This window comes from Acidovorax sp. BLS4, assembly GCF_032929295.1.
Taxonomy (GTDB): domain Bacteria; phylum Pseudomonadota; class Gammaproteobacteria; order Burkholderiales; family Burkholderiaceae_C; genus Paracidovorax.
Genome location: NZ_CP136797.1, coordinates 4,649,622 through 4,663,438, shown reverse-complemented (window position 1 = coordinate 4,663,438; position 13,817 = coordinate 4,649,622). Strand labels below are relative to the sequence as shown.

Sequence of the window (13,817 nt, the reverse complement as noted above, 5' to 3'; positions counted from 1 at the left end):
TCATCGCATCGGCATCTCGAAAATGTGGCGGTGCTCGCGGCACTGCCGCAGCAGCTCCTCGACCACCCAGGCGGTGGAAAAGCGTGTCACGTCCAGCTGGTCGAGCCTGGAGGCCAGCTGGTCGTAGTCGTATTCGCCGAAATTTTCCGGGTTGTCCAAGATGGAAATCACTTTCTCGACGCCATGGGCATCCACCCCTTCGATGCGGCCGCGCTGGGGGCGCTCCGCCCTCACGCACGCCTGGATGGCCGCCGCCAGCATTTTGCCGGGCGTGCCCGCCACGAAGGTGATCTTGCTGGAGCGGTTCTTGATGTAGGCCGTGTGGGCCTTGAACTGCGCCTGCGGCACCTCGGGCGTGGCGACCACGTATTCGAAACTCTTCACCTTCTCCAGTTCTTCGATCATGGACTGCAGCGCCTCTTGCCGCACCAGCACTTCCCAGGAGAAGCGGGCATTGTGCTCGCGTCGGATTTTGACGCGCCGCGCCTCGGTCAACTCACTGCCACCAGCCGCCGCGATTTTCTCGGCGATCGCCTGCTCCTTGTACTGGTTGAAATGGGTGCCGGCCAGGTGGCAGAAGGTGCTCACGCTGCAGGAGTGGTGGTAGTACTGGTACATGCCCGCCCCCGTGCGCTTGTGCAGCACGAAGAAGTTGAAATCCATCAGGCTGGCGTCGCGGCGCACCTGCGCCACGCGCACCAGGATGTTGGTGGGCGCGCGGACCAGTTCGCAATAGGTCTTGTGGTCCTTGACGGTGATGACCACGCCCACGTGGTAATCGGGGTCCGCTGAATCGTTCAGGAAGAACAGGCGCTGCCCATCCGCGGGCGCGCTGGGATCGTAGCCCCGGGCGGAAAGGGCCTGCGCGAAGGTCTCCAGCGACAGGGGGCCCTGCGGTTGAAGGACAAACCGGAATCCCATGAATTTGACTCGCATTGCTTTGCCTCCTGAAAGGGTTGCATGGCCAGCGTGCGTACCTCCTTGGAAAAAGGTGTGAGGCGGCGGGCGATGGATGCGGAGCCAGGCGAACGGATCGGCTGGCTTCGCGGATGAATGGAACGTGTTTCGGCCTGTGCATGGCGTGGGCTGGCCGAAGTGCAGGGGTGGCTCATGCCGCGTGGGCACTTTGCGCCGTGTGGGTCGTTAGCGCACCGCGAAGGATGAGTGGACACCCGTGGAATACTGTACTTAAAAACAGTGCTTTGGGCAACCTGACATGCCCCGGGTGCGAATTGAGGAATGGATCAACTCAGCATGTGGTCCGAGCAATGCTGGAAAAGACCAATCGTGGCGGGCAGCTATGGTCGCCCTAAGCTGCTATTTAGAAGCGCCGCCCGTAAGCTGTCTTTGACTTTCTGCATGCCGCTCTTGGAAATCCCATCGTATGCCGACTGGCGAGCTATAGTTTCGCCGAGTTGACGCGAGCCGGATTTAACAGAATTTTTATACTAGGACGGGAGGTATCTGGAATTCATTTTTTCTTTATCAACGAACCCCACGTACGTCAACTGCTTCCCACGTAAGGCCTAAGAAATTAGATAAATCCATGGACGCATCTACTATTGTTTTTATTCATGAGCACCTGACGGAATTCTTTGAAGGCAAAGAGGATCCGATCAGCCCTCCTGGCGTGAAAGACATGTCAACCATTCAGTCGGCTGCTGCACGCCCGAATGCAACGGTGGGCGGCAATGACGCCTATCCAACACACTTCATGAAGGCCGCGGCGTTATTTCATAGCATTGCCGGCAATCATTCATTTCATAATGGCAACAAGCGGGCAGCCTTACTTTCCACTCTCTACTACTTGAGCGAATTCGGCTATTGGGTGGAAAAATGCAATGACGAAGAAATGTATGAGTTCACTCGTCAAGTGGCGGCGCATGAAATCGCCGCCGACCGAAATGATGAGGTTCCAGTAATTGCGGAATGGCTAGAGAGAAATTCGAGAAAGCAGCAAAAGGGCGAGAAACCTATGAAACTTGGTGCGCTGCGAGATGCACTGGCGCGATATGGTTTCGAACTTCACGATCTTGGCAAAACGCTTGAGGTACTCCGCGATGGCGAGGTGATTACCTCAATTCTGAAAAAAGGTGCCAAGGGTTTTGAAGACTACGACCCAGCATACATTGCAGAACTTCGGAAGCGGCTTGAACTTATCCCTGAAGAGGGGGTAGATAGCGCCCGCTTCTACGGACAAAAAGGAATTACCGACGAACTCAATATGTTCATGCAACTGCGGTTAGAGGTAATGAAACGCCTAGCTAAAATTTGATTTCTAACAATTCGTTCTACCGAACGGCCTTCAGCGACCGGTAAATTCAAAAGTTGAACGTTTGCTTTCATTTGCGGTGCCCGGCTGCTCTTGGCCGGTAGCCGACTTCCCAGATCTGTGGAAACCGCTACAAAGCCTCCAGTAACCAGCCACCTGCTCAGGTTTTTTTATTGGGAATCGACGGACTGGATTGCCTGAATTCCCCCGAGCCCCCCACCTGCACCCGCAACATCTGCGCCACAGCCAGCGCTGTCGCCAACGCCGCCCCCCGGTGCGCGCTGGTAAACGCCACCGCCCTGCCCTGCGCCTCCTCCAGCCTCGGCGCATCCCCCACCAGCGCCTCCGCCACGGCGACCCCCTCGGCCATGTCCTTCACCCGCAGCGCCGCCCCCGCTTCGCAAGCCAACCGTGCCGCCTCGGCAAAGTTGAACGTGTGCGGCCCCGTCACCACCGGGCAGCCGCAGGCTGCCGCCTCGATCAGGTTCTGGCCGCCCAGCGGCGCGTAGCTGCCGCCCAGCAGTGCCGCGTGCGAGAGGCCGTAGTACAGCGCCATCTCGCCCAGCGAATCGCCCAGCCATACGTCGGCGGTGCCGGGTGCGGCGCCCCAGGTGCTGCGGGGCGACACGGTCAGGCCGGCGGCCTCGATCAGTTCCCGCACCTGGGCGAAGCGCTGGGGGTGGCGTGGCACCACCAGCCACTGCACGGGCAGGGCTGCTGCCGATGCCCCTGCGCCGGACACTCCTGAATTGATAGCATGATGCCCTAGTGTTATTTGCGCTGGAGGCCGTTTTGACTGCAAGGCATCCAGCCACATCGCTTCTTCGCCCTCGCGGCTGCTGGCCAGCAGGACCACGCGGCGGCCAGTGGCGTCGCGCCATTCGCGGCCTTGCGCCAGTTGGGCGGCGTCGGGCACCACGTCGAACTTGAGGTTGCCGAACACGCCCTGCACGCGGGCGCCGGCCGCGCGCAGGCGCTCGGCGTCGGCCTCGGTCTGGGCCCAGGCGGCGGCCAGGCCCGCGTAGGCGGGGCGGGACAGCCATGACAGGCGGCGTGCGCCGGCGAGCGATTTTGCGTTGAGGCGGGCGTTGGCCAGCACCACGGGAATGCCGCGCTGGCGGCAGCCGGCCAGCAGGTTGGGCCAGATCTCGGTTTCCATGAGGATGCCGATCTCGGGGCGGAACTGCTGCAGAAAGCGCCGCACCGCGCCGGGCGTGTCCCACGGCTGCCAGACCTGCACGTCGCCGGGTTGCAGCAGTTTCTCGCCTTCGGCGCGGCCGGTGGCGGTGCCATGGGTGAGCAGCAGGCGCATGCCGGGCAGCAACTGGCGCAGCTCGGCCAGCAGGATGGCGGCGGCCCGGGTCTCGCCCAGCGAGACGGCATGCACCCAGACGAAGGGATTGCCCAGGCCGGTGGTGCTGATGGGGGCCAGGCTGTCCATCGCCTGCGGGTAGTGGCCGAAGCGTTCTTCCACGGCCACGCCGTAGCCGGGTTCGGTGGCGGCGCGGCGGCGCAGCTTGGCGCGCAGCAGCGGCTGGGCCAGCCAGGTGATGGCCGAGTACAGGGCGCGGGCGGGGGTCACTGCCCTGCCACGCCCGCGGTGCCGGGCCGGCCGGGTTCTGTGGGGAGCACGCGGCCCTGCCACCCATCGCCGTTGCCATCGCGCTCCGCGATGACCAGGCAGGTGCCCGTGCCCGGGGCGGCCACCACGCAGGCGCCGCCCGGCGCCCAGAAGGCGCTGCGGCCCGCGCAGGCGTAGCCGCCGGTGGGCCCGCCGTGGTTGGCCAGCAGCACGGCCATGCCCCACTCGGCCGCGTAGCCCTGCAGCTGCGCGGTCTCCCGCGCATGGGCGCCTTCGGAGATCACCGAGCCGCAGGCATACAGCGCCGCGCCGCCTGCGCGTGCGGCGCGGGCGTGTTGGGGGTGCGTGGTGTCGGCGCACACGGCCAGCGCGGTGGGCTGGCCTGCCAGGGGGCGCACGTGGAAATCCTCGGTGCCCGGGCTGGCGAAGGTGTTTTCGCCGGGGTGAAGGTGGCGCTTGCGGTACAGGGCGGCGCGGCCATCGGGCTCGAATACCCAGGCGCCGATGGCCGGCAGGCCGCCCGGCACGGCGGGGGCCACGGGCGCGCCGACCACCACGGCCATGCCATGGGCGCGGGCGGCTTCGCGCAGCGGCGCCAGCACGGCGTCGTCCGCGCCGAGCACGTGGCGGGCCGCCAGATCGGGCTCATAGCCCGTGAGCGACAGCTCGGGAAAGACGAGCAGTTGCACGCCTTCCTGGGCGGCGGCCTGCACCATGGCCAGGTGCGCCTGCACGTTGGCCGGCACATCGCCGGGGATTGAGATCGACTGCGCCGCTGCCACGGTGTACAGCGGTGGGAACACGGGGGGATTCAAGGGGCGGATGGTCCGTGAAGCGGGCGGTGGATGGCAGGCGGCTGGCGGCGAACGATCAGTGGGCCGCGGCACCCACGTGCGCGTCGGGCTTGACCCGGTGCAGCAGCGCGAGCATGGCCGCTTCGATGCGCGCCAGCGCCTCGGGCGTGTGGCCTTCGAAGCGCAGCACCAGCACGGGCGTGGTGTTGCTGGCGCGGATGAGGCCGAAGCCGTCCGGCCAGTCCACGCGCAGGCCGTCGATGGTGTTGATCGTGGCCGGGGCGGCGAAGGTTTCGGCGGCCAGGGCCTGCAGTTCGGCGGTCAGGCGGTGCGGCTCGCCTTCGGCGCACGACACGTTCAGCTCGGGCGTGGAATGGCTGGTGGGCAGGCCGTTGAGCACGGCGCCGGGGTCGCTTTCGCGGCTCAAAATTTCGAGCAGGCGGCAGCCGGCATAGGTGCCGTCGTCAAAGCCGAACCAGCGTTCCTTGAAGAAGATGTGCCCGCTCATCTCGCCGCCCAGGGGCGAGTCGAGTTCCTTCATGCGCGCCTTGATGAGCGAGTGGCCGGTCTTGTACATGACGGGTTGGCCGCCCGCCTCGGTGATGGCGGGCGCCAGGCGCTGGGTGCACTTCACGTCGAAGAGGATGTGGCCGCCGGGCACGCGCGAGAGCACGTCGCGGGCGAACAGCATCATCTGGCGGTCGGGGAAGATGTTCTGGCCGTCCTTGGTGACGATGCCCAGCCGGTCGCCGTCACCGTCGAAGGCCAGGCCCAGTTCGGCGTCGCTCGACTGCAGCGTGGCGATCAGGTCGCGCAGGTTCTCGGGCTTGCTGGGGTCGGGATGGTGGTTGGGGAAATTGCCGTCCACCTCGGAAAACAGCTCGATCACCTCGCAGCCCAGCGCGCGGAAGATGCTGGGGGCCGAGGCGCCGGCAATGCCGTTGCCGCTGTCCACCACGATCTTCATGGGGCGGGCGAGCTTGACGTCGGAGGTGATGCGCTGCACGTAGGCGGGCAGCACGTCGGCCTGGCGCACGCTGCCGCCTTGGGCCAGCGTCCAGCTTTCTTCTTCCATGGTGCGGCGCAGGGCCTGGATCTCTTCGCCGTAGATGGCGCGGCCGGCCAGCACCATCTTGAAGCCGTTGTAGTCCTTGGGGTTGTGGCTGCCGGTGACCTGGATGCCGCTGTGGCACAGGGTGTGGGCGGCAAAGTAGAGCATGGGGGTGGTGGCGGGGCCGATGTCGATGACCTCGATGCCGGCGTCCACCAGCCCGGCGATCAGCGCGGCGGCCAGCGAGGGGCCGGACAGGCGGCCGTCGCGCCCCACGGCAACCACCGTCTGCCCCTCGGCCCGCGCGGCGGTGCCGAAGGCGCGCCCCAGGCCCCGGGCCACTTCGCCGTTCAGGGTGCTCGGCACGATGCCGCGGATGTCGTAGGCCTTGAAGATGGCGGGCGTGGGCTGCACAGGGGGTTCCTTCGCGGTTCGGGAGAAATCGCGGGGCGCGGCGGGCGCATGGTGCGCTGCGGCGCCCCTTCTCGTTGGACGGGGTCGCGGCATTGTAGGCGCGGGGTCGGGCGCCGCCGGGGCCGCGGCGCGTAGGCCGGCGCCGCATCTTCGGCCGCGCCCGGCGCGTCCCCGGCGCGTCAGGCACATGTCCGGAAACGGCCAGCGCTGCCGCGTCGCCGGCCTATGATGGCCCTTCATGACAGCGCCCCGCCCTCCCCTGGCCCCCGATGCCGACGATGCCCGCTACCGGGCGATGGCGGCCCGGGATGCGCGCTTCGACGGGCGGTTCTTCACCGGCGTGACCTCCACCGGCATCTACTGCCGGCCGGTGTGCGCGGTGCGCACGCCGCGTCGCGAGAACTGCCGCTTCTTCGTGCTGGCCGCCCAGGCCGAGAGCGCGGGTTTTCGGCCCTGCCTGCGCTGCCGGCCCGAACTGGCGCCGCGCGCGCTGGCCTGGTCGGTGCAGGACGCGCCCGACATCCTGGTGCGCGAGGCGCTGCGCCTGCTGGAGGGCGAAGGCGCGTGGGAGGCCAGCGCCACCGGCCCGTCCCCCCTGCAGCGCCTGGCCGCCCGGCTGGGCGTGAGCGACCGGCACCTGCGCCGCATCTTCGAGACGGCCCTGGGCGTGTCACCCCTGCAATACCTGCAGACGCGCCGCCTGCTGGCCGCCAAGCAGTTGCTGACCGACACCGACCTGCCCGTCACGCAGGTGGCGCTGGCCAGCGGCTTCGGCAGCGTGCGGCGCTTCAATGCGGCGTTTGCCGGGCACTACGGGCTCAATCCCACGCAGTTGCGCAAGACCGGCGCGGGCACGGCGGCGGGTGGCGCCAGCAGCACGGTGCGCCTGGCCTACCGGCCGCCGCTGGACGTGCCGGCCCTGCTGGCGTTTTTCGCCAAGCGGCAGATCCATGCGGTGGAGTCGGTGTCCACCGAGGGCGAGCAAACCCTGCGCCGCACGGTGCGGCTGGTGGTGGGCGGGCAGGTGCATGCCGGCTGGCTGAGCGCCCGGTTCGACCCCGACCGTCCCCAGGTGCTGCTGCAGACCAGCGACAACCTGCACCCGGTGCTGCCGCTGGTGATCGCGCGGGTGCGCGCCCTGCTCGACCTGGACGCCGACCCGCAGGCCATCAACGCCGTACTGCACGGTGCCTTCCCCGAGGGCGACGGGCTGCGCGTGCCTGGCGCGTTCGACGGGTTCGAGCTGGCGGTGCGCGCCGTGCTGGGCCAGCAGATCACCGTGGCCGCTGCCCGCACGCTGGCGCAGCGGCTGATGGAGCGCTTCGGCGAGCCCATCGACACGCCCTGGCCGGCGCTGACGCGGCTGTTCCCTTCGCCGGCAGTGCTGGCCGGCGCGGCGGGCGATGCGCTGGGGCAGTTGGGCATCGTGCGCCAGCGGCAGGCCGCCATCGTGGCGCTGGCCCAGGCGGTGGACAGCGGGCGCCTGGCGCTGCACGGCGCGGCCGATGTAGCGGCGACCACGGCGGCGCTGTGCGAGCTGCCGGGCATCGGAGACTGGACGGCGCAGTACATCGCCATGCGGGCGCTGCGCTGGCCCGATGCGTTTCCGGCGGGCGACGTGGCGCTGCACAAGGCCCTGGGCGTGCAGGGCGCGCCGCGCGCGGCCCAGGCGGCCACGGCCGCGTCGCACGCGTGGCGGCCGTGGCGCAGCTATGCGGTGATCCGGGCGTGGACGCTGGGGAGCACGCCCGCGGCATCGGGGGCGCCCACCCCGCAATTACTACCAAAAACATAGCAATATGCCGGCGCATTCATTGTGCTGGAGCCACTTTTTACCTTGGATTCGATCATGCAGTTCCATCCCCTCACCGTGCAAAGCCGCACGCCCACCCCGCTGGGCGACGTGCGCCTGTCCGCCTCGCCGCTGGGCCTGTCGGGCCTGTGGTTCGACGGCCAGCGCCACCAGCCCGAGGCGTTTCTCGACGGCCCCTGCGCCTGGCCCGTGGACGACGCCCACCCGCTGCTGCGGCGGGCCACGGCCCAGTTCCACGAATACCTGGACGGCCGGCGCACCCGATTCGACCTGCCGCTGGACCTGTCGGGCGGCACGCCGTTCCAGCAGGCCGTGTGGCAGGCGCTGCTGGGCATTCCGTGCGGCGCCACCACCAGCTACGGTGCCCTGAGCCGCCTGCTGGAGCGGCCGCTGGCCGTGCGCGCCGTGGGCGCAGCGGTGGGCCGCAACCCGGTGAGCGTGATCGTGCCGTGCCACCGCGTGGTGGGCTCGGCGGGCAGCCTGACGGGCTATGCCGGCGGGCTGCCGCGCAAGGCCTGGCTGCTGCAGCGCGAAGGCGCGGTGCCGGTCGCCAGTGGAGGGCTCGGCCCCGGCACGCTGCCGCTCTTTGCCGGCGAAGCATCTGCCGCCGCAGGGGCCACGGCATGAGCGCGCGGGCGGCCGGCGCGCCGGGTGCCGTGGGCGCAGCGCCCAAGGCGTGGCTGGGCGAGTTCATCGTGCTGTCGGCGCTGTGGGGCGCCTCGTTCCTGTTCATGCGGCTGGGCGCGGCGGAGTTCGGCGCGCTGCCCGCCGCCGGCCTGCGCGTGGGCCTGGCCACGCTCTTCCTGTGGCCGATCCTGCTGCGCCAGGGGCAGTGGCCGGCGCTGCGCCGGCACTGGCGGCCGATCATGCTGGCCGGGCTGATCAACTCCGCCATTCCGTTCGCGCTGTTCGCCTGGGCGGTGATGCACCTGGCGACCGGGCTCACGTCCATCCTGAACGCGACGGTGCCGCTCTTCGGTGCGCTGGTGGCCTGGGTGTGGCTGGGCGACCGCATCACGCGGCTGCGCTGGCTCGGGCTGGCGCTGGGGTTCATCGGCGTGGCGCTGCTGGCCTGGCGGGCGCCGGCGGGCGTGGGCCTGAAGACGGGGCACGCCGGCTGGGCGCTCGGGGCCTGCCTGCTGGCCTCGTCGTGCTACGCGGTGGCCGCGAGCTTCGCGCGCCGCTACCTTACGGGCATTCCGCCGCTGGCCACGGCCACGGGCAGCCAGCTGGGCGCCGCCCTGGGCCTGGCGCTGCCGGCGATCTGGTTCTGGCCCGCGCAGACGCCCGGCCTGCGCGCCTGGGCCGCCGTGGTGGCGCTGGCCGTGCTGTGCACCGGCATCGCCTACATCCTGTACTTTCGCCTGATCGCCCATGCGGGGCCCAGCCGGGCGCTGGCGGTGACCTTCCTGGCGCCGGTGTTCGCGGTGTTCTACGGCGCGGTGTTCCTGCAAGAGGCCGTCACGCCGTGGATGGTGGGCTGCGGGCTGGTGATCGTGTGCGGCACGATGCTGTCCACCGGGTTGATCGGGCCGCGGCGGCGCACCGGCGCAGGCTGACGAACTGCAAAGGCCGGCGGGGGGCGCCCGCGCACCCGCGCATGCCCCATCGGCCCCGTGACGTCCGCCTTCCGGAAAACCCCGAGAGAGGCGCCCGGTCGCCCACTTTCCTGCGGGCGCTGCTCTGCCATGGTCATGAACCCGTTCTAAACTCGGCCCATGCCCCTCGCGCCCCACTTCCGCATGGATTGTCCTGTCCGGGTCCGTGCCATGGGCCGCCAAGGTGTTCTCCCTTCGGCGCCGCACGATGGGCTATGAAATCTTCTTCCTCGGCGGGCTGCACCTTCTGCTGATCGCGGTGCTGGCGCTGTTGCCCGGCGCCGAACTGCTGCAGCCATCGCGGCGCACGCGGGTGCAGGCCGGGCTGATCGGGGGCCTGGCCTCCGTGCTGATCATGGTGTTCACCCGGGCGTTCGACCCCCTGTATGCCGAATTGCCCCATCCCACGGTGACGGCGGTGTGCACGGTGATGTTCGGCCCGCTGGCCGGGGCGCTGGCGGCCGGGGTCACGGCCGTCGGCTTCTGGTGGCTGTCGGCCGGGCCGCTGCCTGCCGGGCTGGGCGCGATCGGCGCCGTGTTCGCCATCGGCCTGCTGTGGCGCGGGGTGCGGCAGGCCACGGGCCTGAACCTGTGGGTGGTGATCGTCGCCGTGGCCGCCTGCCTGCCGCCGTGCATGCTGTTCTGGCGCGAAGGGCCGGCGGGCTTCCTGCTGGAGGGCGACCTGATGCCCTGGCTGCAGCAGTTGCCCTGGCGCTATGGCATGGGCTTCTTGATCCTCGGTGGGGGCACGCAGCTGCTGTGCGGCCGGGCCCGGGCACTGCAGACGCTGCGCCAGCAGGAGCAGGAACTGCTCATGGCCCTGGATGCCACCGGCGGCGGCCGCTGGGAGTGGGATGTGCCCCAACGCCGGTTTTCCTACCGCGGCAGCTTCTACCAGGCCTTCGGGCTGGAAGACAGGGACACCCGCCGTGGCGCTGGCGCAGCCGCGCGCGACGCGAGCGACTGGCAGCGCTGGAACGAACGCCGCCACCCGGACGACGCCGCCCGCCTGGCCACCTACCTGCAGCGCACGATGGAGGGGCACGAAGACAGCTTCAATGCCGAATTCCGCATGCAGGACATCCATGGCCGCTGGCGCTGGGTGATCGCCCGGGGGCAGGTGGCCGAGCGTGACGCGCACGGCCGGCCGCTGCGCCTGGTGGGCATGGACCTGGACGTGACCTCGCTGCACGAGATGCAGGAGGCGCTGCGGCTGTCGGAGGTCAAGTACACCACCATCTACCAGATGCTGCCCGACCCCGCCGGCGTGGCGCGCCTGTCCGACGGCTGCTACCTGGATGTGAACGAGGCCTTCACCGAGCTGCTGGGCTACACCCGCGAACAGGCGGTGGGCCGCACCTCGACCGAACTGGACATCTGGGCCCATCCCGAGCAGCGCGCGCAGATGGTGGCGCTGCACCGCCGCGACGGCTACGTGGACCGCATGCCCATGGTGGCGCAGCGCGGCAAGCGGCCCATTCCCGGGCTGATGTCGGCGCGGCCCGTGACGGTATCGGGCCAGGAATGCATCGTCTTCGTGTTCCACGACATGACGGCCGAGGAACACAGCCGCGCCCGGCTGATGGACGCCAACCGCCTGCTGCAGCAGGCCGGCCGAATGGCCCGCATGGGCGCGTGGGAGCACATCGTCGGGGAGGGGCTGGTGTACTGGTCCGATGTCTCGTACGACATCCACGGCCTGCCGCCCGACGCGCCGCTGCCGCGCACCGACTACCTGGAGCGGTTCGTGGTGCCGCCCTTTCGCGAAGCCCTGCGCGAGCGCTTTCGGCAATGCATCGTGGACCGGGCCGAATGGAGCATGCAGGTGCAGATCCAGCGGGCCGACGACGGCCGGCACATCTGGGTGACCGCCACCGCCGAGCCCGTGCTGGAAAACGGACACGTCACCCGCGTGCGCGGCGTGATCCAGGACATCGACGAATCCCGGCGTGCCAGCGAGCGGCTGAGCCAGTCCGAGGACCGCTTCGCCCGCGTGTTCCGCCTCATGCCCTACCCCATGGGCCTGTCGCGCCGCGAGGACGGCGCCTACATCGACGTCAACCCCGCCTGGGAGGCCCTGCTGGGCATTCCCCGGGACGAGGCCATCGGCCGCACCGCCGTCGAGCTGGGCATCATCACCCCGCAGGTGCGTGCGGCGCTGGTGGAATCCGTGCAGGACCGCATCGCCGTCAACGGCGTGGAAATCACCATGCGCACGCGCCACGACGGCTTGCGCACGGTGCTGCAGTCCATGCACGCCACCGAGATTGACGGCGTGCAGGCCTGGCTGTTTTCGGGGCACGACATCACCGAGCGCAAGCGCATGGAAGACCAGGTGCGCGAGCGCGAGGCGCTGCTGTCGCTGACCATCTCGGCCGCCTCCATCGGGCTGTGGGACTGGAACCTGCAGACCGGATCGCTCACCGGCGACCGCCGCTGGCGCGACCTGCAGGGTCTGCCGCCCGCCACCGGCGACGCTTTGCCCGTGCACTGGACCTCCGGCATGGCGCCCGCCGACATCGAGGCGGTGACCACTGAGCTGGCGCGCCACACCGCCCACCCCGCCACGCCGTTCGACGCCACCTGGCAGATCGCGCTGCCCCAGGGGCCCGGCCGCTGGGTGCGCAACCTGGGCAAGATCGTGGACTACGACGAGGCCGGCCGGCCGCAGCGCATGCTGGGCGTGGGCATCGACGTGAGCAGCCAGCGCGTGCAGGAAGAGCTGCTGCAAAAGCTCGCCCATTTCGATGCGCTCACCGGCCTGCCCAACCGGGTGCTGCTGGCCACGCGGCTGCAGCAGGTCATGGCGCGGGCGCGCGAGCGAGGCCAATTGCTGGGCGTGGCCTACCTCGACCTGGACGGTTTCAAGCCCGTGAACGACCGGCTCGGCCACGACGCGGGCGACCGCCTGCTGGTGATCGTGGCCGGCCGACTCACGCGGGCGCTGCGCCCCGTGGACTGCGTGGCGCGGCTGGGTGGCGACGAATTCGTCATCCTGCTGCCCGATCTGGCGACCCGCGCCGACGGCGAGCGCCTGCTGCGCCGGGTGATGGAAAGCGTGGCCGCGCCCTACACGCTGGGCACCGAGCGGGTGGCGGTGACGGTGACGGCCAGCGTGGGCTACACCATCTACCCCGACGACGACGCGGACGCCGATGCCCTGCTGCGCCACGCCGACCAGGCCATGTACGCGGCCAAGCAATCCGGCCGCAACCGCTTCCACGCCTTCGACGCCGCGCAGGAGCGCGCGCTGCAGAGCCACCGCGAACAGGGCGAGAAGGTGCGCGATGCCATCGTGGCGGGCGAGTTCGCCCTCTTCCTGCAGCCCAAGGTGGACATGCGCCGGGGTACGGTGGTGGGCGCCGAGGCGCTGGCGCGCTGGCACCACCCGCAACGCGGCACCCTGTCGCCTGGCGCCTTCCTGCACCTGATGGACGGCACCGACCTGGAGACGGTCTTCGGCGAATGGGTGGTCGACACCGCGCTGGACTGCATCGCCGCCCTGATGCGCGCCGGCCTGCGGCTACCGGTGAGCGTCAACATCTCGGCCCAGCACCTGCAGCGCGAAGGCTTTGCCGACTGGCTGGCCGGGCGCCTGGCGCAGCGGCCCGACGTGCCCGCGAGCCTGCTGGACATGGAGATCACCGAAAGCGCGGCGCTCTACGACATCGGCCACGTCGCGCTGCAGCTGCAACAGTTGCGCGACCTGGGGGTGACGGTGTCGCTGGACGACTTCGGCACCGGGTACTCGTCGCTCACCTACCTGCGCCGCCTGCCCATGGACACACTCAAGCTCGACCAGAGCTTTGTGCACGGGATGATGACCGACTCGGGCGACTTGGCCATCGTGCAGGGCGTGATCGGCCTGGCGCGGTCGTTCGGCTACTCCATCGTCGCCGAAGGCGTGGAAACCGTGGAGCAGGGGCAGATGCTGCTGCAGATGGGTTGCGCGCTGGCGCAGGGCTACTGCATCGCCCGGCCCATGCCGGCCGATGAACTGCCGCAGTGGCTGGGGCAATGGCAGGCGCCCGAAGGCTGGCAGCCGCGCCGCGGGCTTTGACGCCAAGCCGGTTCCGCCAGAAACCGGCCAACTTGGCACCGGACGGCGTCGCTTAGCGACCGCATGCCGCGTTGAGCCTCGGATCAAAAAGGCCTTCAGCGCAATATCCACTAGGGCATATTGCTATACAAATAGTAGCAATCGGCGGTATGGCGTGATGGCGATTCCAGCCAGGTGACCGGCCTGGTTCACCGCAGGGTGCCGACAAGGCGCCCCATTCAACGCCCCTTTGG

Annotated in this window: 9 protein-coding genes; 5 read left to right on the top strand and 4 right to left on the bottom strand. The window is 69.2% G+C overall.

The features are described from left to right. On the bottom strand, positions 1–936 hold the full coding sequence (locus tag R1Z03_RS21555) for a hypothetical protein (RefSeq protein WP_284428390.1): 936 nt from the start codon (positions 934–936) through the stop codon (positions 1–3). Positions 937–1,546: 610 nt separating this feature from the next. On the opposite strand from R1Z03_RS21555, the gene R1Z03_RS21550 reads away from it, so the two are divergent. Beyond that, on the top strand, positions 1,547–2,275 hold the full coding sequence (locus R1Z03_RS21550) for a type II toxin-antitoxin system death-on-curing family toxin (protein WP_317354959.1): 729 nt from the start codon (positions 1,547–1,549) through the stop codon (positions 2,273–2,275). 157 nt (positions 2,276–2,432) lie between these two features. Here R1Z03_RS21550 and R1Z03_RS21545 read toward each other — a convergent pair whose 3' ends face one another. The 3 genes from R1Z03_RS21545 to R1Z03_RS21535 all read right to left on the bottom strand — a co-directional run bounded on the left by R1Z03_RS21545 (position 2,433) and on the right by R1Z03_RS21535 (position 6,113). After that, positions 2,433–3,854, bottom strand: coding sequence for a 3-deoxy-D-manno-octulosonic acid transferase (locus R1Z03_RS21545; protein WP_317354956.1), 1,422 nt, complete (start codon positions 3,852–3,854; stop codon positions 2,433–2,435). Further along, complete coding sequence (locus R1Z03_RS21540) at positions 3,851–4,657, bottom strand: carbon-nitrogen hydrolase family protein (RefSeq protein WP_317354953.1); 807 nt, start codon at positions 4,655–4,657, stop codon at positions 3,851–3,853. Before R1Z03_RS21540 ends, R1Z03_RS21545 begins: the two co-directional genes overlap by 4 nt. A 67-nt stretch (positions 4,658–4,724) precedes the next feature. Next, complete coding sequence (locus tag R1Z03_RS21535; RefSeq protein ID WP_317354952.1) at positions 4,725–6,113, bottom strand: phosphomannomutase/phosphoglucomutase; 1,389 nt, start codon at positions 6,111–6,113, stop codon at positions 4,725–4,727. A 238-nt stretch (positions 6,114–6,351) separates the two neighbouring features. On the opposite strand from R1Z03_RS21535, the gene R1Z03_RS21530 reads away from it, so the two are divergent. The 4 genes from R1Z03_RS21530 (at position 6,352) to R1Z03_RS21515 (ending at position 13,584) form a co-directional block, all read left to right on the top strand. Then, the gene (locus R1Z03_RS21530; RefSeq protein ID WP_317354951.1) at positions 6,352–7,908 is read left to right on the top strand and encodes an AlkA N-terminal domain-containing protein; all 1,557 of its coding nucleotides are present in this window, start codon (positions 6,352–6,354) and stop codon (positions 7,906–7,908) included. Between the two features lie 54 nt (positions 7,909–7,962). Beyond that, a complete protein-coding gene (locus tag R1Z03_RS21525) occupies positions 7,963–8,553 on the top strand; it encodes a methylated-DNA--[protein]-cysteine S-methyltransferase (RefSeq protein ID WP_317354948.1) in 591 nt (196 codons plus the stop codon). Next, a complete protein-coding gene (locus R1Z03_RS21520; RefSeq protein ID WP_317354945.1) occupies positions 8,550–9,485 on the top strand; it encodes a DMT family transporter in 936 nt (311 codons plus the stop codon). The genes R1Z03_RS21525 and R1Z03_RS21520 overlap by 4 nt, the downstream gene beginning before the upstream one ends. 205 nt (positions 9,486–9,690) lie before the next feature. Continuing rightward, positions 9,691–13,584 (top strand): EAL domain-containing protein, encoded by a 3,894-nt coding sequence (locus R1Z03_RS21515; RefSeq protein WP_317354942.1) that lies wholly within the window; start codon positions 9,691–9,693, stop codon positions 13,582–13,584. Positions 13,585–13,817 lie beyond the last annotated feature (233 nt).